The 22,290-nt window shown below is 42.2% G+C and carries 21 protein-coding genes; 10 read left to right on the plus strand and 11 right to left on the minus strand.

Features of this window, described 5'->3' with window-relative positions:
* Positions 1-1,680 (plus strand): ribonuclease J1, encoded by a 1,680-nt coding sequence (gene rnjA / locus SNAG_RS09020; protein ID WP_096408568.1) that lies wholly within the window; start codon positions 1-3, stop codon positions 1,678-1,680.
* A gap of 49 nt (positions 1,681-1,729) precedes the next feature.
* Here rnjA and mnmG read toward each other — a convergent pair whose 3' ends face one another.
* The 6 genes from mnmG to SNAG_RS09050 all read right to left on the minus strand — a co-directional run bounded on the left by mnmG (position 1,730) and on the right by SNAG_RS09050 (position 8,974).
* Positions 1,730-3,643 carry a tRNA uridine-5-carboxymethylaminomethyl(34) synthesis enzyme MnmG gene (mnmG, locus tag SNAG_RS09025; RefSeq protein WP_084859672.1) on the minus strand — a complete coding sequence of 638 codons (1,914 nt, stop codon included), beginning with the start codon at positions 3,641-3,643 and terminating at the stop codon, positions 1,730-1,732.
* Positions 3,644-3,651: 8 nt separating this feature from the next.
* The gene (locus tag SNAG_RS09030) at positions 3,652-4,107 is read right to left on the minus strand and encodes an NUDIX hydrolase (RefSeq protein ID WP_096408571.1); all 456 of its coding nucleotides are present in this window, start codon (positions 4,105-4,107) and stop codon (positions 3,652-3,654) included.
* Between the two features lie 139 nt (positions 4,108-4,246).
* Positions 4,247-5,368, minus strand: a complete 1,122-nt coding sequence (gene mnmA / locus SNAG_RS09035) for a tRNA 2-thiouridine(34) synthase MnmA (RefSeq protein ID WP_096408573.1) — start codon at positions 5,366-5,368, stop codon at positions 4,247-4,249.
* Positions 5,369-5,531: 163 nt separating this feature from the next.
* Entirely contained in the window at positions 5,532-5,738 is a 207-nt protein-coding gene (locus SNAG_RS09940; protein ID WP_096408576.1) for a hypothetical protein, read from the minus strand.
* Between the two features lie 501 nt (positions 5,739-6,239).
* The gene (locus tag SNAG_RS09045) at positions 6,240-6,869 is read right to left on the minus strand and encodes an ABC transporter ATP-binding protein (protein WP_096408578.1); all 630 of its coding nucleotides are present in this window, start codon (positions 6,867-6,869) and stop codon (positions 6,240-6,242) included.
* The gene (locus SNAG_RS09050) at positions 6,866-8,974 is read right to left on the minus strand and encodes a bacteriocin-associated integral membrane family protein (RefSeq protein WP_096408581.1); all 2,109 of its coding nucleotides are present in this window, start codon (positions 8,972-8,974) and stop codon (positions 6,866-6,868) included. Before SNAG_RS09050 ends, SNAG_RS09045 begins: the two co-directional genes overlap by 4 nt.
* Before the next feature lie 162 nt (positions 8,975-9,136).
* Between SNAG_RS09050 and SNAG_RS09055 the strand changes: the two genes are divergently transcribed.
* Positions 9,137-10,000 (plus strand): helix-turn-helix domain-containing protein, encoded by an 864-nt coding sequence (locus SNAG_RS09055; RefSeq protein ID WP_096408583.1) that lies wholly within the window; start codon positions 9,137-9,139, stop codon positions 9,998-10,000.
* Between the two features lie 51 nt (positions 10,001-10,051).
* On the opposite strand, the gene SNAG_RS09060 is transcribed toward SNAG_RS09055, so the two are convergent.
* Positions 10,052-10,684, minus strand: coding sequence for a LysM peptidoglycan-binding domain-containing protein (locus SNAG_RS09060; protein ID WP_096408586.1), 633 nt, complete (start codon positions 10,682-10,684; stop codon positions 10,052-10,054).
* A gap of 241 nt (positions 10,685-10,925) precedes the next feature.
* On the opposite strand from SNAG_RS09060, the gene sdaAB reads away from it, so the two are divergent.
* From sdaAB to SNAG_RS09075, 3 genes are read left to right on the plus strand one after another with little or no spacing between them, the layout of a single operon-like run.
* The gene (gene sdaAB / locus SNAG_RS09065; RefSeq protein WP_000555868.1) at positions 10,926-11,597 is read left to right on the plus strand and encodes an L-serine ammonia-lyase, iron-sulfur-dependent subunit beta; all 672 of its coding nucleotides are present in this window, start codon (positions 10,926-10,928) and stop codon (positions 11,595-11,597) included.
* Between the two features lie 8 nt (positions 11,598-11,605).
* Positions 11,606-12,478, plus strand: coding sequence for an L-serine ammonia-lyase, iron-sulfur-dependent, subunit alpha (gene sdaAA, locus SNAG_RS09070; protein WP_000500031.1), 873 nt, complete (start codon positions 11,606-11,608; stop codon positions 12,476-12,478).
* A 21-nt stretch (positions 12,479-12,499) separates the two neighbouring features.
* Positions 12,500-13,129: an HAD-IA family hydrolase gene (locus tag SNAG_RS09075; RefSeq protein WP_096408588.1), complete on the plus strand. Its 630-nt coding sequence runs from the start codon at positions 12,500-12,502 to the stop codon at positions 13,127-13,129.
* A gap of 132 nt (positions 13,130-13,261) precedes the next feature.
* Here SNAG_RS09075 and SNAG_RS09080 read toward each other — a convergent pair whose 3' ends face one another.
* From SNAG_RS09080 to SNAG_RS09090, 3 genes are all read right to left on the minus strand, one after another.
* The gene (locus tag SNAG_RS09080) at positions 13,262-13,684 is read right to left on the minus strand and encodes a DUF805 domain-containing protein (RefSeq protein WP_096408590.1); all 423 of its coding nucleotides are present in this window, start codon (positions 13,682-13,684) and stop codon (positions 13,262-13,264) included.
* Between the two features lie 166 nt (positions 13,685-13,850).
* A complete protein-coding gene (locus tag SNAG_RS09085) occupies positions 13,851-15,707 on the minus strand; it encodes a polysaccharide biosynthesis protein (RefSeq protein WP_096408593.1) in 1,857 nt (618 codons plus the stop codon).
* Between the two features lie 82 nt (positions 15,708-15,789).
* Positions 15,790-16,620, minus strand: a complete 831-nt coding sequence (locus SNAG_RS09090) for a glycosyltransferase (RefSeq protein ID WP_096408595.1) — start codon at positions 16,618-16,620, stop codon at positions 15,790-15,792.
* 221 nt (positions 16,621-16,841) lie between these two features.
* On the opposite strand from SNAG_RS09090, the gene SNAG_RS09095 reads away from it, so the two are divergent.
* The 5 genes from SNAG_RS09095 to SNAG_RS09115 all read left to right on the plus strand — a co-directional run bounded on the left by SNAG_RS09095 (position 16,842) and on the right by SNAG_RS09115 (position 20,997).
* Positions 16,842-18,008 carry a CynX/NimT family MFS transporter gene (locus tag SNAG_RS09095; RefSeq protein WP_096408598.1) on the plus strand — a complete coding sequence of 389 codons (1,167 nt, stop codon included), beginning with the start codon at positions 16,842-16,844 and terminating at the stop codon, positions 18,006-18,008.
* A 135-nt stretch (positions 18,009-18,143) separates the two neighbouring features.
* Positions 18,144-18,470, plus strand: a complete 327-nt coding sequence (locus tag SNAG_RS09100; RefSeq protein WP_000273861.1) for a PadR family transcriptional regulator — start codon at positions 18,144-18,146, stop codon at positions 18,468-18,470.
* On the plus strand, positions 18,457-19,050 hold the full coding sequence (locus SNAG_RS09105; protein ID WP_096408600.1) for a DUF1700 domain-containing protein: 594 nt from the start codon (positions 18,457-18,459) through the stop codon (positions 19,048-19,050). Before SNAG_RS09100 ends, SNAG_RS09105 begins: the two co-directional genes overlap by 14 nt.
* Positions 19,043-19,972, plus strand: a complete 930-nt coding sequence (locus tag SNAG_RS09110; RefSeq protein ID WP_096408603.1) for a DUF4097 family beta strand repeat-containing protein — start codon at positions 19,043-19,045, stop codon at positions 19,970-19,972. The genes SNAG_RS09105 and SNAG_RS09110 overlap by 8 nt, the downstream gene beginning before the upstream one ends.
* A gap of 62 nt (positions 19,973-20,034) precedes the next feature.
* Positions 20,035-20,997, plus strand: a complete 963-nt coding sequence (locus SNAG_RS09115; protein WP_096408604.1) for a DUF6574 domain-containing protein — start codon at positions 20,035-20,037, stop codon at positions 20,995-20,997.
* 62 nt (positions 20,998-21,059) lie between these two features.
* On the opposite strand, the gene SNAG_RS09120 is transcribed toward SNAG_RS09115, so the two are convergent.
* Positions 21,060-21,920: a DUF4299 family protein gene (locus SNAG_RS09120; RefSeq protein WP_096408607.1), complete on the minus strand. Its 861-nt coding sequence runs from the start codon at positions 21,918-21,920 to the stop codon at positions 21,060-21,062.
* Positions 21,921-22,290: the final 370 nt, after the last annotated feature.

Genomic DNA, 22,290 nt, shown 5'->3' on the forward strand with positions numbered 1-22,290 from the left:
ATGGCCTACACTCTTAAACCTGAAGAAGTCGGCGTTTTTGCCATCGGTGGTCTGGGAGAAATCGGGAAAAACACTTACGGAATTGAATACCAAGACGAAATTATCATCGTCGATGCTGGGATTAAATTCCCAGAAGATGACTTGCTGGGTATCGACTACGTTATCCCTGACTACTCTTACATCGTGGACAATATCGACCGCGTCAAGGCTGTTTTGATTACACACGGACATGAGGACCACATCGGTGGGATTCCTTTCCTGCTCAAGCAAGCAAATGTCCCTATCTACGCTGGGCCACTTGCCCTGGCTTTGATCCGTGGAAAACTCGAAGAACACGGCCTCTTGCGCAACGCCAAACTTTACGAAATCAACCACAACACTGAGTTGACCTTTAAAAACCTCAAGGCAACTTTCTTTAGAACCACTCACTCCATTCCAGAGCCTTTGGGGATTGTCATTCATACTCCTCAAGGGAAAATCGTCTGTACGGGTGACTTTAAGTTTGACTTTACTCCAGTTGGGGAACCTGCAGACTTGCACCGGATGGCTGCCCTTGGTGAAGAGGGTGTTCTCTGTCTCCTCTCTGACTCGACAAATGCAGAAGTGCCAACCTTTACCAACTCTGAAAAAGTCGTTGGCCAGTCCATCATGAAAATCATTCAAGGCATTGAAGGACGTATCATTTTTGCATCCTTTGCCTCAAATATCTTCCGTCTCCAGCAAGCAACAGATGCCGCTGTTAAGACTGGACGCAAGATTGCGGTCTTTGGTCGTTCGATGGAAAAGGCCATTGTCAACGGGATCGAGCTTGGCTACATCAAAGCTCCTAAGGGAACCTTTATCGAGCCAAATGAGATCAAAGACTACCCTGCAGGCGAGATTCTAATCCTGTGTACAGGTAGTCAGGGTGAGCCGATGGCAGCCCTCTCTCGTATCGCTAATGGAACTCACCGCCAGGTGCAACTCCAACCCGGCGATACTGTTATCTTCTCTTCTAGCCCAATCCCTGGAAATACGACTAGCGTCAACAAACTGATTAACATCATTTCAGAAGCTGGCGTCGAAGTCATTCACGGCAAAATCAATAATATCCACACCTCTGGACACGGTGGTCAACAAGAGCAAAAACTCATGCTCCGTTTGATCAAGCCTAAATACTTCATGCCTGTCCATGGCGAATACCGCATGCAAAAAGTCCACGCTGGACTAGCAGTGGATACTGGTGTTGAGAAGGACAATATCTTTATCATGAGCAATGGTGATGTGCTTGCCCTTACTGCTGACTCAGCTCGTATCGCAGGTCACTTCAATGCCCAAGACATTTATGTCGATGGAAATCGTATCGGTGAAATCGGTGCAGCCGTCCTCAAAGACCGTCGTGATCTATCCGAAGACGGTGTCGTTCTAGCAGTCGCAACTGTTGACTTCAAGTCTAAAATGATCTTGTCTGGTCCAGATATCCTCAGCCGAGGATTTGTCTACATGCGAGAGTCTGGCGACTTGATTCGCCAAAGCCAGCGTATCCTCTTCAATGCCATTCGTATCGCATTGAAAAACAAAGATGCTAGCGTGCAATCTGTCAATGGTGCTATTGTCAACGCCATTCGCCCCTTCCTCTATGAAAATACTGAACGTGAACCGATTATCATCCCGATGATCCTCACACCAGATGAAGAATAATACTCTTCGAAAATCAACAAAACAGCCCCGTCTTCGGAGCTGTTTTTCTCTATGCTTTCTTTTCTTGATTCTTCGAAATACTACGATTTTTACCCTCAAGATAGACCATCAAAATAGAAATATCTGCTGGGTTTACTCCCGAAATTCGGCTAGCTTGGCCGATGGTTTCTGGATTGATGAGTTTGAACTTCTGGCGGGCTTCTGTCGCGATAGAATCAATATCATCCCAATCAATATTGGCTGGAATGCGTTTTTCTTCCATGCGTTTCATCTTGGCAACCTGATCCATGGCTTTGGAAATATAGCCTTCGTACTTGATCTCTGTTTCAATCAATTCGATAATCTTGTCATCCAACTCCTCTGCAGCTGGCCCGATGAAGGCCACCACATCTTGGTAAGAAACTTCTGGACGGCGAAGGAATTCCTTGGCTGTAACCGCATCTGTCAACGGCTTGAAGCCCATCTCCTCAACCTTGGCATTGGTTTCCTTGACTGGCTTGAGTTTGATACTGTCTAGGCGCTTCATCTCATTGTCAAATTGATTTTTCTTGATTTCAAAGCGGGCCCAACGTTCATCATCCACAAGTCCAATCTCGCGTCCCATCTCTGTCAAACGCATATCGGCATTGTCATGGCGGAGAATGAGACGATATTCTGCACGACTGGTCAAAAGACGGTAGGGTTCAATGGTTCCCTTGGTCACCAAGTCATCAATCATCACCCCAATATAACCGTCGCTGCGCTTCAAAATCAACTCAGGCTTGCCTTGGATTTTCAGAGCCGCATTGATACCAGCGATAATCCCTTGACCTGCCGCCTCTTCATAACCTGACGTTCCATTTGTCTGACCAGCAGTGAAGAGGCCTGAGATTTTTTTGGTTTCAAGCGTTGCACGCAATTGATGAGGCAAGACCATGTCATACTCAATGGCATAACCAGTTCGCATCATCTCAGCATTTTCCAAACCTTTGATGGAATGAACCAAGTCACGTTGGACATCCTCAGGCAGACTGGTTGAAAGTCCTTGGACATAAACTTCCTCTGTATTGCGCCCTTCTGGCTCTAGGAAGAGTTGGTGGCGTTCCTTGTCCGCAAAGCGTACAATCTTGTCCTCAATCGATGGACAGTAACGAGGCCCAACTCCCTTGACCACACCTGTGAACATAGGCGCACGGTGGAGGTTGTTTTGGATAATCTCATGACTGGTACCGTTAGTGTAGGTCAACCAGCATGGCACTTGGTCCTTGACATAATCCTCATCACGTGAAGTATAGGAGAAGTGATTAGGCGCTTCGTCTCCTGGTTGGATTTCTGTCACATCGTAATTGATAGACGAAGCCTTGACACGTGGAGGTGTCCCCGTCTTGAAACGACCAATTTCGAGGCCCAATTCCTTAAGGTTGTCAGCAAGGTTAATCGAAGCTAGGCTGTGGTTTGGACCTGATGAGTACTTGAGATCTCCGATAATGATTTCCCCACGGAGTGCGGTTCCTGTGGTCACGATAACAGCCTTAGCAGCATACTCTTGATGGGTCGCTGTACGCACACCGACAACCTTGCCATCTTCCACCAAAATCTCATCAATCATGGTTTGACGAAGGGTGAGATTTTCTTGATTTTCAACTGTCTTGCGCATCTCCTTAGAGTAAAGTTCCTTGTCAGCCTGCGCACGAAGGGCACGGACAGCTGGACCCTTACCAGTGTTGAGCATCTTCATCTGGATGTAGGTCTTGTCAATGGTTTTAGCCATTTCACCACCGAGAGCATCCACTTCACGCACAACAATCCCCTTGGCAGAACCACCGATAGAAGGGTTACAAGGCATGAAAGCCAGCATTTCAATGTTGATGGTTGCAAGCAAAACCTTACAGCCCATACGGCTGGCTGCTAGAGATGCCTCCACCCCAGCGTGCCCCGCACCGATTACAATAATATCGTATTCTTCCGTAAAATTATAAGTCATTTTCTCTCCTATTCCTCAAGATGAATGTGTCTTAGTTGGCCGTCCCAATCTGGTAGGGCTGTTTTTAAAAAGGCTGGAACTAGCTGGATATTCTGGAGCTTATCCAAATCAATCCACTCACAAGGCTGCATTTTTTCGTCTTCCTGCATGGTCAATGGAGCATCTTCAAGTAAGTTCACCAGATAATGAAACTCAATGTTGTGATAGGAAACACCGTCTTGTTCAAAACGATTTTCAACCACAAAAGCTAGATGTCCAGCTTGAGCTTTGACACCCAGTTCTTCCATCACTTCACGGACTACCGCGTCTTCCGTGCTTTCATTGACTTGGATCGCACCACCGATAGTGTAATACTTGCCCTCATCTTTTGTAACCAAAAGCTGATTATTTTGGACAATCAAGGCTGTCGCCCGAACTCCAAAAACCGTATTTCCCACTTTGGTCCGAAAATCCACTTGAGTCATCTCTTTCCTTTCCTCAAAACGAAACAAAAACAGTCAAAACTCCAAAGAAGTGCAGGACAAAAAGCCTGCAACATCCATGAGCTTTGACCATCATTTCTATTGCTTTTATTATTGTAGCAAATTGAGAAAATTTGTCAATCTAAATGTACTGACAAACCTGTCCATCTCGATAAGCATTGTCAATCAAACCACCACCTAGACACTCTTCGCCATCGTAAAAGACAACTGCCTGTCCTGGTGTGATGGCGCGCTGTGGCTCTGCAAAGATGACTTCTGCCTTGTCTCCTTTGGCATGTACAGTCACCTTAGAATCAGGCTGACGGTAGCGGAATTTAGCTGTACATTCTAGTGTAAATTCCTCTGGCATGTCACGAGTAAAGTGAACTTGACTGGCCTCTAGGCTAGTTGACATGAGCGAATCATGGTAGAAACCTTGTCCGACATAGAGGATATTCTTGCTGAGGTCTTTTCCGACAACGAACCAAGGCGCATTGTCACCGCCGTGTTGCCCACCGATACCGAGTCCACCACGCTGTCCAATCGTATAATACATCAGACCTGCATGCTCACCCATATCGCGACCATCCACAGTCATCATTCGACCAGGCTGAGCTGGCAGATAGTTGCTGAGGAAGTTTTTAAAATTCTTTTCTCCGATAAAGCAAATCCCTGTAGAGTCTTTCTTCTTAGCAGTCGCAAGTCCTGCTTCTTCAGCTAGTCTGCGAACTTCAGGCTTTTCCAAATGTCCCAAGGGGAACATGGTTTTTTGGAGTTGTTCTTGCGAAAGTTGACTGAGGAAATAGGTCTGATCCTTGCCATTGTCCACGCCACGAAGCATGTGAACGATACCATCCTCATCACGCGCCACTCGGGCATAATGCCCAGTCGCTACATAGTCTGCTCCCAAGGTCATGGCATAGTCCAGAAAGGCCTTGAACTTGATTTCCTTGTTGCACATAACATCTGGATTAGGCGTACGTCCTGCACGGTATTCCGCTAGGAAATACTCAAAAACGCGATCCCAATACTCTTTTTCAAAATTGACAGAGTAGTAGGGAATGCCGATCTGGTCTGCCACCGCAGCCACATCCTTGTAATCTTCGGTCGCCGTACAGACGCCGTTTTCATCTGTGTCATCCCAGTTCTTCATGAAGATACCGATCACATCGTAGCCCTGCTCCTTGAGCAAGAGAGCCGTCACCGACGAATCAACACCACCACTCATCCCAACGACAACACGTGTTTTAGAGTTATCACTCATGGTAAGTCTCCCATCTATTCGTTTATTCACGATTGAAGGTCGTGTGTGCTTCACGATTGAAGGTCGCTTGAGCAGTATTCATTATAACACGCTTGGTTGGAGAAGACAAGAAAGAGGCTGTCAATCGACCAACCTCTGTTTTTAAACACAGTTCAAATCCAAGCTATTCTTTATAGAAAAAACTCCTATAAATTCGAGCAATAGTTAAAACACAAACAAATATAATTCCCAAAATAGATAATACTATTTTCATAAAACTCATTTCAGAACCTATTACATAGATATGAAAAAGAGGGGCTAGTCCTACACATAGAGACAATAGATAACTAATAAATCTTATCTCACCAATTCCTGCAAAAAAATGTTTCATGTAACGATTCTCCATTTAATACATTAAATCAGTTTTATTTTAGAGTATCATAAAATAAGCAATCCTTCAACAAAATCCCTTGGCGAAATACTATTCTAAACCATCGATCGTCCAGATTTCCCAGAATAGAGCTGTCCTAACTGTCGAATAGGTTAAATACATACATATCCATGCAATTCTAAGCTTAGAATTACTATAAAATAAATGTTTTATGAGTATTCTAGGTCTTTGACTGCTTAAAATTTTACGTTCTGAAGGATTCTAAAGCTAGAATAGCTCAAAATCACAAGAACTAAGGCATTCGAAGCTTCAGAGTCATACAATCTCCATAGGAATTATCTTTTTTAGTAAGTGTGGTTAGGAGGTAATTTTAGGGAATCTCCTAAAAACAACCGATTTTCTATTTTTATCCATCAAAAAATATTGATAAATGAGTGTTTTAAAATTAAATTTTAAAGGTGTCCTTAAGTTTAAAGATTTTTGATAAGATTTCTGTATTTTTCACAATTCAATAATTCGATGGCATTGTTGAGCCACATAGGCATCATGGGTAACGATAATGACCGTTTTCCCTTCCTTGTTCATATCTAAGAGAAAGTTCAAAACCAAATCTCGATTTTCAGGGTCTAGGGAACCGGTTGGTTCATCTGCTAAAAGGAGCTGGCTGGGTTTTAAAATGGCTCTAGCAACTGCGATTCGCTGCTGTTCCCCTCCAGATAACTCTGAAACCTTTTGATGTAGAGTTGATGGCAAGCCCACTCTCTCTATAATTTCTTCTATCTTTTTGACTTTGTCCTTCTTGGATAATTTTACATACTTTAGAGCGAGCATGAGATTATACTCTACCGTTTCATTATCAATCAGAGCAAAGTTTTGAAACAGATAAGAGATATGTTCGCGGATAATCGCTTGCGACTTAACAGAATTGACAGGTACATTTTGCTGACCGAAAATTTCATAATGTCCACTGTAATCGCCATCTATCAAACCCAAGAGATTTAACAAGGTTGACTTGCCACTGCCACTTTTTCCAACAATGGCAACTAAATCTCCTTGGTTAATTTTTAGAGATAAGTTCTCCAAAATAACTTTTTTCCCAATGGTTTTCGTAACATTTTCCAACTTTATCATAAGTGATCCCCTTTCAATAACTGCACTACATTTCGTTTTTCCATCTTAGAACCCAAGAAAAGCACAAACAGGATATCTAAGCCTGTAAATCCTGCAAAAAGTAGGAGCGGGAAAAGTGCCTGTGTAAAGAATAGCAAAACCATAAAAGGAAGGCTATAAACAGCTAATAGAAGACCCAGCAAGGAGCGATACCGATCTATCAATTTCCAGCCCATAAACTTCTTGGTGATAATATCTGTTCGCTTCAACAAGAAAGTTGTTACTAGTAAGAAGTAGGAAATCATCATACTAAGAAGACCAACCAAAGCAAAGAGTATATTGAAATTCCGAACAGCATCTCGATAAGAATCTACTTTATCTTGTTGAATGGCTTGAATAGATGAAAATTTTAAATAATTCCCATCTGATAATTTCTCAACTAACGCTGTCACCTCTTTTTGGTGTTGAGCCGTATTTTCGATTTTAATCGGGTTATTTAAACCTGTTGTAGACAGGGATGCTTTTTCATCCCACATCATATCGGAATCATTGACCAAGCTAATAATTGGATTGTAGAGATTTTCCTTTCGCTTCTCGTTATAGGGGAAGAATGACCAATCACCTTCATAGTAAGCAATCTCGATATCCATCTCCTCTATCGTTCGTTTTTGCTGCTCTTCATACTTCATCGAAAGATAGGCAATTAATTTCCCCAAGAGCTGATTTTTATCTTCTTCACCTTTCGTACTTGCTGGCATCAAAATAACTTTTTTAGTGCCGGTATCGGGTAACTTGAATCCCTTGCTCTTTAGAAAATTGCGATTGGCATAGTAAACATCCACCATATCGGTTAACTGATATTGCTGAATCTGTTCTAATTTGACAAAATTTTTTACAGGAAGACTGCTACTTTGCACATAGCCCGCCTGCGTTTTTTCTACCAAATCCTGATAAAATCGATAGAAATAATCTACTGCCTGCCCTGAGCCTGCCAACTGCTCTTGCCACAGATTATCATTGAGTTGGAAAGTTTCCAAGGTCAGATAATTTCCTTGACTGATCCACTGTTTCTGGTAATCCAACTCTTTGTTTTCTTGCTCCAAACTTTTTCCTACCCCAACTAGCAAGACTGTCAGTAAAATGGTAGTTCCAATTTTCATCAAATAATTAAAGAGTAGACCAAATTTGAAAGATGAAAAACTTTTCAGCAGAGAGCTGATTGTCATTTTTTGGATCAAGAGATAGGTCAACCAACTGATAAAGAGATAAAGTTGCAAAAGCAAAAAATGCGACAACCACAGCATAGGGAATAAATCTTTCGGCTTATAATCAAATAAGAAAAACACTCCTAGATTGATCACAAGCGCCCCACCTAGGAGGAGGTAGAGGTTGCCTTTCACAACATCAGCTAAAACAGCCCGATCTTGAAAACCAAGTAATTTTTGTACCCCAACTCTTTTCATCTCCATCATCGGTTGATACACTGTCACTAACACAAGAAGTAAAATAGCCAAGACAAAAACAACGGCAGATAAAAGCAAATCTCGATTTATGACTTCCACTGCACTTTTATAGGTCGACTCTAGCAAGGTAGCCTGGTCTATCTTGAAAAAATCGCTCCATTTCTGTACAATCCTATCCTTGTCCATCTCTTGTGTAGAAGTTATCGTATAGCGACCATTTAAACTACGAGATGTATCCTTGATATAGGTTTGAAAAGTCATAAGCTGAATAGGCTTGGCTTTTAGAAAGGTCGGAATCGTACCAAGTTTATTGGAAATTTCTTTATTACTGTAAACTCCCTCACCATCTGTGGTAAAATCAAGAGAAGAAATCCCAAACTCTTGGTAGGGGAAGGTATCTTTATCAAAAACACCAGACTTGATTACTTCATCACCACTGTCTGTTTTGATAATGGAGACTTTGTACTCCTTTGATACATCCTCAAAAAATCGAAGAACAGATACTGCAGGTTCATTAATATCTTTCAAATACAAATCCAAAGAATCTACAGTCTTTCCCATTTCCCGAATCCGCACCACTTCTCGTGTGTAGTTTATATTAAAAACAAAAAAAGTGGTACACAGAAGCAGGAGTAACATACAGAAATTACTGATTTTTTTCATAAAAGTACCTCCTTAGTACTTTATCATCTTAGTCGTAGAATTTATTCCCTTTTTTCACAAATTTATTTTAGATTTCTTTTTTACTTTTTATACTACTATGATACAATATTTTTAATCAGTTTCTATTTTCTGTTAACTTTTTTCACGAACAAGGAGGAGATCATGCGCTACGATTTTGGAAATGTTTATAAAGAAATACGTGAGTCAAAAGGATTAACCCAAGAAGATGTCTGTGGTAGCGTCCTTTCAAGAACCAGCCTATCAAAAATCGAAAGTGGAAAAACAACTCCTAAATATGAAAATATGGAGTTTCTTCTCCGACAAGTCAATATGAGTTTTGAAGAGTTTGAATATATCTGTCATCTTTATCAACCAAGTCAACGCACAGAAATTATGCAAACCTATCTCAATATGAGCTCAATCCTAGGGACTAGTGAAATCGAAAAACTATTTCAAAAATGTCAAGACTACCTCAAAACTCACCACGACCTCCCCATCAAAGAGATACAAGATATGCTAGAAATTGTTATCTATACCCGCCAAAATGGGACTAAAAAACTGTCAATCGAAGTTAACAATACTGTAAAGAAGCTATGGAAGAAGATAGAAAAGCAGGACACTTGGTACGAGAATGACTTAAAAATTCTCAATACCATTCTCTTTACCTTTCCTATAGAACATATCCATCTCATCACTGGAAAAATCTTGCAACGCTTAGAAGTCTATAAAAACTATCAACATTTATATGACTTGCGAATGGCAATCCTACTCAACCTCTCCACCATTTACTTATACAATCAAGATAGAAATATGTGTAAACAAATATGCTATACTTTACTAGAAGATGCCAAGAACAAGAAAAGCTACGACAGGCTTGCTATCTGCTATGTCCGTATTGGGATTTGTACGGATGATTCTAAACTTATCCAAAAAGGTTTCTCCCTTCTGGAACTAACCGATGAAACCTCCATGCTATCTCATCTCAAAAAAGAAGTAGAGACCTATCATCAACCAAAGGAAATATAAAAAAGTCGAGGGATTTCCTCGACTTTTACATATTTTTCTGTTAGCTAGATCTTAATACCAACCGTTGTTAAGCCAGAAGTTCTTGGCAGCTGTCCATGAACCGTAACGTCCTGCAACGTAGGCATCTGCTACACGTTCTTGGTTTTCAGCTGAGTAATCACCGTTCAAGTATGAATCTGTCAATTGGTAACGTCCGATGTAACGTCCGTTTGTAGCAGTGTAGCTACCACCTGATTCTTTTTGAGCGATCCATTCTTTGGCTTCTGCTTCAGAACCACTTACAGTAGAAGCTGCTGCAGTGTTGCTTTCTGCTGCTGGAGCTGCTGGAGCTGCAGGTGCAGCTGGGGCTTCATAAGTTGTTGTTGCTGCTGGAGCTTCTTCAACTGTTTCTGTAGCTACTGGAGCTGTTTCTTCCGTTGTTGCCGCTGGAGCTACAGTTGAAGCTGTTCCTTCGATAACCAAAACTTGGTCAACATAGATAAGGTGAATATCTTTAATGTTGTTTTTTGCCGCCAATTTTTCAACAGTTGTGTTGTACTTCTCAGCGATTTCTGAAAGAGTATCACCTGATTTAACTGTGTAAGTTACAGTTTCTTGGGCAGATGCAAGTGATGGAGCAAAGAAAGCAAGCAAAGCTGCTACTCCTGCGATAGTTGTTTTAATTTTTTTAGTTGTTAATGACATATCTAAAAATTCTCCTTCCATTGGATATATCTATGATACCTTTTAAATGTTACCGTTGTTTAACGGTTTTATGTAGAAATATTACAAAAATGTTTTATATTTACCGTTTTAAGGAGGTTTTTGTCACAAAAGACCTTATTTTATACTATCTTTAATCATTTTAAGCTTTTGATAAGGGAAATAAGCGCAGAGGTCCATTCTTTGATATAATAGATATAAGAATCTTTGTAAGGGGAAACAGATGCACTCACTTCGTTTTCAATCTGTCTTTGACATTATCGGACCAGTTATGATTGGCCCATCAAGTAGCCATACTGCTGGAGCTGTTCGCATCGGAAAAATCGTCTCTTCTATCTTCGACGATACGCCGACAGAAGTCGAATTCCAATTATTTAATTCATTTGCCAAAACCTACCGTGGTCATGGAACCGACCTTGCTCTCGTCGCTGGTATATTAGGTATGGATACGGACGATCCCGACATTCCAAATAGCCTAGAGATTGCCCATAAACGTGGTATCAAGATTGTCTGGACCATTCAGAAAGATAGCAACGCTCCTCATCCTAACACCACTAAAATTACTGTGAAGAATGAACACAAATCCATCAGTGTGACAGGAATTTCCATTGGTGGGGGAAATATCCAGGTTACGGAACTTAACGGCTTTGCTGTCTCTCTCAACATGAACACACCAACCATTATCATCGTACATCAGGATGTTCCAGGTATGATTGCCCATGTTACTGAAGCCCTCTCTCGTTTCGATATCAACATCGCGCAGATGAATGTGACTCGAGAAAAAGCTGGAGAAAAAGCCATTATGATTATCGAAGTCGATAGTCGAAGTTGCGAAGAGGCGATTGAAGAAATCCGAAAAATCCCTCATCTCCATAATGTCAATTTCTTTAAGTAGGAGGAAACATGTTTTATTCTATCAAAGAATTGGTCGAGCAAGCAGATCTAGACTTCCAAGGAAATGTCGCAGAACTCATGATTGCGACAGAATATCAACTAACCGGTCGGGAACGCCCAGAAGTTCTCCTCCTCATGGAACGCAATCTAGAAGTCATGAAAGCCTCTGTCGAGCTCGGCCTCAGTGAAAATAAATCCCGTAGTGGCTTAACGGGTGGAGACGCGGCCAAACTAGACCGTCATCTCAAAAGTGGCAAGGCCTTGTCTGACTTTACCATCCTATCAGCTGCCCGAAATGCCATCGCAGTCAACGAACACAATGCGAAGATGGGCTTAGTCTGCGCTACTCCAACCGCAGGAAGTGCTGGCTGTCTGCCAGCCGTTCTCACTGCTGCTATCCAAAAACTTGACCTCAGCCACGAAGAACAACTGGATTTCCTCTTTGCCGCGGGTGCCTTTGGATTGGTTATCGCAAACAACGCTTCTATCTCAGGTGCTGAAGGTGGTTGTCAGGCCGAAGTCGGCTCTGCCTCTGCCATGAGTGCCGCAGCCTTGACCTTGGCTGCAGGTGGAACGCCCTATCAGGCTAGCCAAGCCATTGCCTTTGTCATTAAAAATATGCTGGGCCTCATCTGCGACCCCGTCGCTGGTTTGGTCGAAGTTCCCTGTGTTAAGCGCAATGCCATGGGAGCCAGCTTTGCCTTTATCGCAGCTGATATGGCCTTGGCAGGTATCGAGTCTAAGATCCCTGTTGACGAAGTTATTGATGCTATGTACCAAGTCGGATCGAGCCTTCCAACTGCCTTTCGTGAAACGGCTGAAGGTGGACTCGCAGCCACCCCGACTGGTCGTCGCCTACAAAAAGAAATCTTCGGAGAATAAGTTTATCTATTAGGAGAAATCATGCCCTCTATCTCAGCTATCTTTTTTGATCTAGACGGAACCCTGGTTGACAGTTCCATCGGGATCCACAATGCTTTTACCCATACCTTTAAAGAGCTAGGAGTGCCTAGCCCTGATGCCAAAACTATTCGTGGTTTTATGGGTCCGCCTCTTGAAAGTAGTTTTGCGACCTGCCTTCCCAAGGAACAAATCTCAGAAGCTGTTCAAATCTACCGTTCTTACTACAAGAAAAAAGGAATCCACGAAGCGCAGCTTTTCCCCCGAATGACGGAATTGCTCCAAGAACTCTCTCAAAACTACCCTCTCTATATCACTACAACAAAGAATACTCCTACTGCTCATGATATGACTAAAAATCTGGGAATCCATCATTTCTTTGATGGCATTTACGGCTCTAGTCCTGAAACGCCGCACAAGGCGGATGTCATCCGTTATGCCTTGCAGATGCATCAACTGCCCGCAGACCAAGTCCTCATCATCGGAGACACCAAGTTTGATATGATCGGAGCCCAAGAAACTGGCATTAAAAAGTTCGCTGTTACTTGGGGATTTGGAGAGGAGGCTGATTTACTCAGCTATCAACCTGACTGGATTGCCCATACCATTGACGATATCATTAACCAGCTATAAATGATACACCATACAAAAATACTCCTAACACTAGTGAACTAGGTTGAGGAGTATTTTTTTGTATAGGTTGTTACTATAAGCGATTATTTGCTGTGAAACGACTCAGCCGTTTTTAACTAGACTAAAAATAGCTTAATATTTTCGTACCATGTCTTCAAACTGAGAGTCTTTCTTATTCTCTTCATTTTTTTCACTATTTTTTATTACTTTTTCTTCAAAGCGTTGACTGGGCATAGCGAGCATAATTAACAGTGTTAATGCACCCAAAGGGACAAATACAATAAAGATATAGGCCCAATGGATACCCACATCTCGTAAGCGACGTACTATCAGTGCTAGTAGAGGAACAAACTCAACTAGCAACAAAATAATATACATACTGAAAAGCGCTATATTGATGATGGGGTTGTCAAATTCTAATCCAGTGAACAGCGAGTAGTAGACGGGAAAGAAAATCACCATATTTAGCAGCCAAACCCACCAAAACTCTGGACGTGTAGAATGACCAGAAAAATTTAAATACCCCTTCCAAAAATTTTTATAAGCATTCAGCATGCATGGACCTCCTTTCATTATATCTATTCACCATCTAGCCCATATCTTTATCTTGGTTTCGAAAATAAATCTATCGTTTCAGATCTACTTAATTCTCAAAAACCAGCCTCCTGCTTTAAACAGAAAACTGGTTTAGCATTTTCATTTTAAAAATCAGTCGAAATCCTTACTCAGCATGGGTTGTCTCATTTGCAAAAGAAATGATTGCTTCTTTGAGCTCATCTCCACTGAGTGAACGGAACTCCTCTATTTTTTGATTGATGGCTTCTAGAGGCATGACATTTACCTTACCAACGAAAATCTTGTCCATGACTTGATTATCAACCAATTCGGTCGAAACCAAGAGTTCTTCATAGAGTTTTTCCCCTGGTCGAATCCCAACTTCAACGATTGGAATTTCACTTTCTGTATGTCCGCTTAGAAGGACCATTTTCTTAGCCAAGTCATAGATCTTGACTGGTTTGCCCATATCAAGGATAAAGACTTCTCCGTCCTTGGCATAAGCGCCAGCATGAATTACCAGACGACTGGCCTCTGGAATGGTCATGAAGTAACGTGTCATACGGAAGTCTGTCACCGTAACAGGACCACCTTCAGCAATTTGACGTTCAAAGACAGGAATCACGCTACCACGGCTACCAAGAACATTTCCAAAACGAACTGCACAGTAGGTTGATTTGCTACGTTGGTTAAAGCCAGTGACAATCAATTCTGCCACGCGCTTGGTTGCCCCCATAACATTGGGTGGATTGACCGCCTTGTCAGTCGAAATCATGACCATCTTAGGTACTTTGGCCTCATCCACAGCATTGGCAACATTGTAGGTTCCGAGGATATTGTTTTTGAAGGCTTCTTTTGGATTGCGCTCCATCATCGGAACGTGCTTGTGGGCAGCAGCATGGTAGACAATGGCTGGCTTGTACTGCTCAAACACTTGTAAGAGACGGTCATAATCCTGAATATCTGCAATGACAGGAACATAATCAATCCCTTGGAATGTACGGATCAATTCATGATAAACGAGGTAGATGGAGTTTTCGCCATGCCCCAGCAAGATGACACGCTCTGGATTGAAGCGGCTAACCTGACGACAAATCTCCGAACCAATCGAACCACCAGCTCCTGTCACCAAGATAGTCTTGCCTGTCAGTTCTGAACCCAGACGGGACTCATCCAGACGTATTTCCTGGCGTCCTAAAAGGTCTGTAATATCAATTTTCTGGAAGCCGCTGCCTCCACCCGGTTGGTGAAGTCCTTGCACAACTGTCTCAACCTTAGGCATCTTGTAACATTTAACGCCTAGCTTATTACACATCTGCAAGATGCGTTCGTACTCTGAAGGGTCAAGTGAAGGAATCGCTACGATGACACGCTCGATTTGGTGACGTTTAGCCAATTCAGGCAGATTGTCATAGGAACCCAAAACTGGGATGCCACCTAGTTTTTGTCCCTTTTTCTTTTCATCATTATCCAAAATTCCCACTAGTTCAAGCTCGCTAGTTGGATGTTGGTAGCTGTTCATAAAGAGGGCACCACCATCACCAGCACCAATCAAGAAGGTCCGACGGTGTTCTCCATCTCCACTACCTTTTTTACGTTTGGAGTAAATCAATTGCCAAGTGATACGAGGAAGCAAGATGAGGAAGGTACTCAACAAGATGAAGAGCACGATGAAACGGATAGAAAACAATGGAAGAAAGGCATAGCAGATTCCATAGGAAAGAACACTACTAAATGTTACTCCAAAAAAGATTTTCATGAAATCCGTAATCTTACTGTAGCGGCTAATACTAGCATTCAGCCCCCAAAAAGCAATCATGATTTGATAGAAGAAGAAGGCTAAAAGAGTGTAGATCACGTAGTCCACAGGCGCAGGATTTATTAGGCCATAAAACAAGATATAAGATACGATGATGGAAACCACCATACTCAGAATGTCGAATATCCCCCAAAACACCTGTTTTTGTTGTTTATTCAAAATTTCAACCAGATCAATAACATAATCTGCTAGTTTTTTATTCATCGAAGTTTACTCCCCCTTAAAAGAGTCGGATAAAGCTGTTTTCATCATAATATGCCTCGTTTCATCATACTCAATCCGAGGCTTATTTGCTTTTTCTTAGAAGTTTGACAAAGATAAACTGACGTACAAAGCCTGGGCAGAGTGCAACGATTGCTTGAATGGCAATGCTTTTTGCATATTCCATGTAGGAAATTTGCCCTCTCTCAAGCATGCGCTGACGAGCCTGGCGATAGAGTTTGAGGTAGCGCAAACCACCACGACGTTCAAACATCCCTGCTCCGACACGAACCTGACACAAGATCTGATCCAGATTTCCAATCTTAGCTCCTGCGGCAATCATATTGAGCCAGAGGAGATCATCCTCCATGTAAAGGCCATCTTCATAGTTACCCGCCTTGAGGACCATGTCCTTTTTGAACATCACTGTCATATGGTTGAAGGCACTTCTCATTCTTTGGTAAGCCACAATGTCTGCATGCCGAGTTGGGACACGACGGTAAGAAACAATCTCGTCAGGATTGTCAATAAATTCTGCAATATGTCCACCTAAGAGATCCAGATTTTCCTGTTCCATTAGTTGGACTTGCTTTTCAAAGCGGTCAGGTACTGCTATATCATCTGTATCCATACGAGCGATGATATCGTACTGACACTGTAAAACACCGTATCGAAGAGCCAAGCCTAAACCTTGATTTTCTTCTAAGGGGCAACGCTTAACTGGAATTTCTGACTGAGCTTCCACTTCATCTAGCACCTGATAGAGTTCTGGTGTGAGAGGCCCATCCTCTACGAGAACAAGCTCACTCGGTTTTAAGGTCTGGTTTTGAACACTTTTGATGGCATCTCTCAAAAATGTCGGATTTTCCTTTACATAGACCGACATCAAGACGCTAATTTTTTGCTTTTCAGACACAGTTTTTCTCCAATATATAGATTTCCTTCCACTATTTTATCACAAAATTTCCTAGTTTCCTATTTTTATATCAAATCAAGAAAAATTCTAGTAAAGAAATCTGTCTTCTTTCTGTATATTTTCAGTTAAATCTTTCCAGCTTTCCTCCCAGTCTTTACTTGACATTATGTAGAAAAAACCTTAAAATAAGCTGTTATTAAAGTCGTCTTATCGAGGTTTTCATGAAAAAACAATCACTCTTTTTTGTTCTTGGAATTGTCTTAATCGGGACTGTTTTACGCTCTCCTTTTACTGCTCTTCCAACCATTTTAGGAGACATTGCTCAGGGACTAGGAGTTGAGGTCAGTTCTCTTGGGATTTTAACCAGTCTCCCTCTCTTGATGTTCGCCCTTCTCTCTACTTTTACGAGTCGCTTGGCGCAAAAGATTGGGCTAGAGCATCTCTTTACTTACTGTCTTCTTCTCTTAACTATTGGCTCTGTCATTCGGATTTTCAATCTTCCCCTTCTCTATCTAGGAACTCTAATCATCGGAGCGAGCATCGCTATTTTTAATGTTCTTCTCCCAAGTATGATTCAGGCAAATCAGCCTCAAAAGATTAGTTTCCTAACAACTCTCTATGTCACTGCTATGGGAATTTCGACAGCCATCGCTTCTTATCTTTCGGTCCCTATCACCCAAGCTAGTTCTTGGAAGGGACTCATCCTCGTTCTCAGCTTTCTCTGTCTGGTCACTCTGCTAGTCTGGTTTCCAAATCATCGCCACAACCACTATCTAGAAGGACAAAAAGAAAATCAAGTCAAAGAGAATATTCTAAAAAGTAAAGATGTCTGGGCTATCATTATCTTTGGCGGGCTTCAGTCCTTGCTCTTTTATACAAGTATGACCTGGTTGCCAACTATGGCTGTTAGCGCTGGTATTTCTAATAGTGATGCTGCTCTTCTGGCTTCTATCTTCTCGCTGATCAGCATTCCTTTTTCGATGACCGTTCCAAGTCTGACTACTCGTCTGTCAGATGGTCATCGTCGAATCATGCTGGCAATTATCTCTATCGCTGGGATGATAGGAATTGCTATGCTGTTGTATCCAGCCAATAATTTCCTCTACTGGTTAGTCGTCCATCTCTTGATTGGGACTGCCTGCAGTGCTCTCTTTCCCTACCTCATGGTTTGCTTCTCTCTTAAGACCAGCTCGCCTGAAAAGACTGCGCAACTCTCAGGTCTAGCGCAAACAGGGGGCTACATCTTAGCTGCTTTTGGTCCTACCTTGTTTGGTTATAGTTTTGACATGTTCCAATCTTGGGTCCCTGCTGTTTTGGCCCTCCTCATCATTGACATCATCATGACGATCTCCCTCTTTATGGTGGATCGGGCTGATAAGATTCTTTAAACTTCTAGTTTTTACTAGGAGTTTTTTATATGTAAAATTTTTACACATATCTCTTGACAGGGCTTTCATATTGAGATACAATATATTTGAAAAGAGTATATATAAAATTTTTATATAATATAAAGGAGGTTTCCCATGTACTTCCCAACATCCTCTGCCTTGATCGAGTTTCTCATCTTGGCTGTACTGGAGCAGGGGGATTCTTATGGTTATGAGATTAGTCAAACCATTAAGCTCATCGCCAATATCAAAGAATCTACGCTCTATCCTATTCTCAAAAAATTGGAAGCCAGTGGCTTTCTGACCACCTACTCTAGAGAGTTTCAGGGGCGTATGCGCAAATACTACTCCTTGACCAATCGGGGCGTAGAGCAGCTCGTTACTCTAAAGGAAGAGTGGACGCTCTATACCGAAACCGTCAACGGCATCATAGAAGGGAGTATCCGCCATGACAAGAACTGACTATCTGACTCAGTTAGAAACCTATCTCCATAAACTACCTGAAGCTGACCGCATCGAAGCTATGGACTACTTTAAGGAACTATTTGACGATGCCGGTTCAGAGGGTGAAGAGGAGCTCATCGCCAGTCTGGGAACACCAAAAGAAGCGGCTCATGATGTTTTATCTAACCTCCTCGACAAAAAGGTCAATGAAGCTCCTGCTCAAAAGAATGACCGCCAACTGCTACACATTGCCCTACTTGCCTTACTAGCAGCCCCTATCGGAATTCCTGTCGGAATTGCAATTATCTTAACCATTATCGGGCTTTTTATCGCAGCCGCCTCCGTCATTCTAGCCTTCTTTACCGTCTCTGTGACGGGTATCCTGCTAGGTGGACTCTTTATCATAGAGAGCTTTAGTGTTCTGGTCGAAGCCAAATCTGCCTTTATTTTGATTTTCGGAGCCGGTTTGCTTGCTATCGGTGCTTCTTCTCTTGTTCTACTAGGCATCTCCTATGTAGCTCGTTTCTTTGGGCTCCTGGTCGTCCGCTTGGTGCAATGGATTCTTAAAAAAGGAAAGAGAGGTGACAGACATGCGTAAATTGACAAAAGGATTTCTCATCTTTGGTGTGGTTTCTACAATCCTTGGTTTTATCATGATCATTGTAGGCGCCCAGTCCAATGGTATTCAAAGTTTGCTTGCCATGTCAAAAGACCCCGTCTATGACAGTCGTATCGAAGAAGTGACCTTTGGAAGCGAAGTGGAAAAACTTGATTTGACCCTTGAAGAACATAGCCTAACCATCACAGAGTCTGTAGATGACAAGATCCATATCAGCTATCATCCTTCCGTATCTGGTCGTCACGATCTGACTACTGGCATGAGTGACAAAACGCTGACCGTCACTGATAAACAAGCCTCCCAACATCGCTTTCTAGGTTCAGGGATCGAAGGCCTACTTCGTATTGCCAGCAGTTATTCTCATCGTTTTGACGAAGTCGTTCTCTCCCTACCCAAAGGAAGAAAGCTGCAAGCTATCACCGTCTCAGCTAATCGTGGACAAACTAATATTCGTCAAGCCAATCTTGAAAATGCGACAATTAAAACAAAAGGCTATCTCTTAAGACTAACAGAAAGTTCTATCAAGAACAGCACACTAACGACACCCCATATCATCAATATCTTTGATACCGAATTGACAGATAGTCAGGTCAAGACGGAGGGGGGACACATCTATGCTGAAAATATTCAGGTTCACGGTAAGGTTGAGCTAGAGGCCCATTCCACTCTAACACTCATTCTCTCCCAGAAAGAGACCGACCGTATCAATCTAGAAATTTCTTCTCAGCATGGTGGTATCTATCGTCAACCCAAAGAAGAACATCGTGGACAAAAAGAGAATGTACTTGCCAACCCTTATAAAACCGAAAAAGCCGATGTCAAGGACCTACTCATTGCAAAAGCCAACCAAGATATCTACCTACCAAAAGAGGAGCACTCTGCTCCATCTAGAAACCATTGACAAAAACGCTTTCATCTGCTAATCTAAAAATAGAAAACGACCATTAAAAAGGAGGTTCCACCATGACACAAGAATGGTTTGAAAGCGCCGATCTTGAGAAGAAATCAGCTCAGACGAAATCGGAAATCCAGCCCGACCAACCAGAGACTTCGGATACTGTAGAGACCGAACCACAAGCAAGCCAAGAAACTCCTATCTCACCTAAAGAGTCGGAAACGCATGAGGAGGAAGCTCCCGAAACGATAGAAGAAACCCAAACCGAGGAAGAGGGAGAAGGGAAAGCTGAAGAGGAACACAAGCAAGAAAAACCTGCAAAAGAAAAAAGCATCCTCAGCAAGGCTTTAGAAAGTCCCTATATCCCAGACATTGACCCCCGCAAAACTGCTCGATTCAAAGAAGAAATCGCACTATTTTGGACTTGGCTGCTGGACGCTATCCAAGAACCAACTACCAGCAAGAATACGGACCAAAAGCATCGTTATAGTGTCTTTGCCCTACTCACCTTGCTGTCGTCAATCAACCTTTTCTTTAGTATCTATCATATCAAGCACCTCTACTATGGCTATATGGCCTCTATTGCCAATAGTTTACCTAACCAGCTCCCACCTTTAAATCTCTTTGCTGGACTCTCCATCTTGGTCGCTAGCGCTCTATTTTACTTTTCCATCATTCTGGGAGGCTTTACTGTCCGACGTGTGCTGGATCAGGAGAGTGACTTCACATTCCAAGAAGCCTTTGATCGGTATAGCAGACTCTTTGCTATCCCGCTTGTCCTCACAGCTCTAGCAAGTTTCTTTGCACTCTTTGGTGGCTTGCGATTCGCTGGCATCCTCACTCTTCTAAGTATGGCCATCTTTGCTCTTGGCAATCTCTTTGTGATTAGCAAGCCAAGTAAGACCAGTAGCCTGGACCCATTTTATCGATTCTTGCTAGCTGTCTTACTTGATGGCGCTATTCTCTTGCCCTTCTTCATTGCAGAGCTCGCGCTGACAGTGGACTACCTTCGCATCCTGACATTCTTTTAACCAAAATCCCTGCCATTTATTAATGACAGGGATTTTTATGCTTACTCTTTTTTGAACAATGTCTACTTGATAGTTGCCAATCCTTCAAAGTCTTGTCCTAGGATGGCTTGTACTTCTAATTGATTAGCATCTATTTGCTGGTAAAATGCTTTTGGTAGTGACTCTAGGAATTTTTCATAATCCAAGCGGACAATGGCTTCATAATCTTCTGCTTTTGAGCCATCACCAGAAATCTTCACTAGGTCAATCTCCCAAACAAGCTCCTTGCCTGCTAGCTGCTCGGTATAGGGTGCTGGTACAAAGGGTTCCTTTGGCAAAATCGTCTTGACTCCCTGGGCTAGGTGGTAGATACCGTGCACCTTGCCTTGGGCGTCTGGGTAAAATTTCACACTGGCAAGGTAGGCATCAGAGCCTTGAACCTTCTTGACTAGCTCTTCAAAACGTGCCAATCCATCCTCAACCAAAAAGCTCTCGAGGTATTCCTTGTTAAGATAGATAGGGGCCAAGAGCCCTTGGCAATAGACTAGACGAGCTGCTTTGTCAGCTAGATAATTCTGAACTATTTGTCGGAAATAAGCTTCAAAGTCAAAGTCTTCTAGCCCTTCTACCGCTTCCCCCAACTTGTTTGATAGGGCTTGGAGGAGAGCTTCTACAATCTCCCAATCCTCTCTAGTAAGGAAGTCTGGAATCACCACTTGATAGCCTTTTCGACTATCCGCATAGTTGATTTTGAAAAGAAATTGCGACTGGCCTACAATCCCACACTCCATGTATTCGAGACGATTGAGGGGCTGACGGAGATAGACTGCATCATAACTATGCGACTCCAAGCCCTCCACCAAGGCCAAGATGGACTTGGCAGTCAAGACCTCCTGTTGTCCTAGAATACTATCTTTATTTGGGATAAAAAATGTTTTCGCCATAACTGGTCTCCTTTGAAATCGTTTACATACAGTATAACCTATTTTCCTGAAAGATACAGAAACAAACTTTAGTTTTTTAGATAAAAAGCATAGAAAAACAGCCCCTGAAAATTGCTTGACATTCAGCAGACTAAAAGTAATCGGTATTCACACACCCCAGAAATGCAATAAAGACGACCAAAGGAATCGTCTTTATTTAAGGTAAGTATTTCTTTATAATCTTATATATCTTTTTATGATTGTAGATCTTTTTAATTTGCTTATCAATTTAATTGCCTATATGTTCCTTCTTAGCATCATTTCTTCGTATAGGATTTATTTTCATAAAATCTTGCTAATTAAAGTCACAAAATCAATACATATTCTGAGA

Origin of the sequence: Streptococcus sp. NPS 308 (assembly GCF_002355895.1) — a bacterium.
In the GTDB taxonomy this organism is placed as follows: Bacteria; Bacillota; Bacilli; order Lactobacillales; family Streptococcaceae; genus Streptococcus.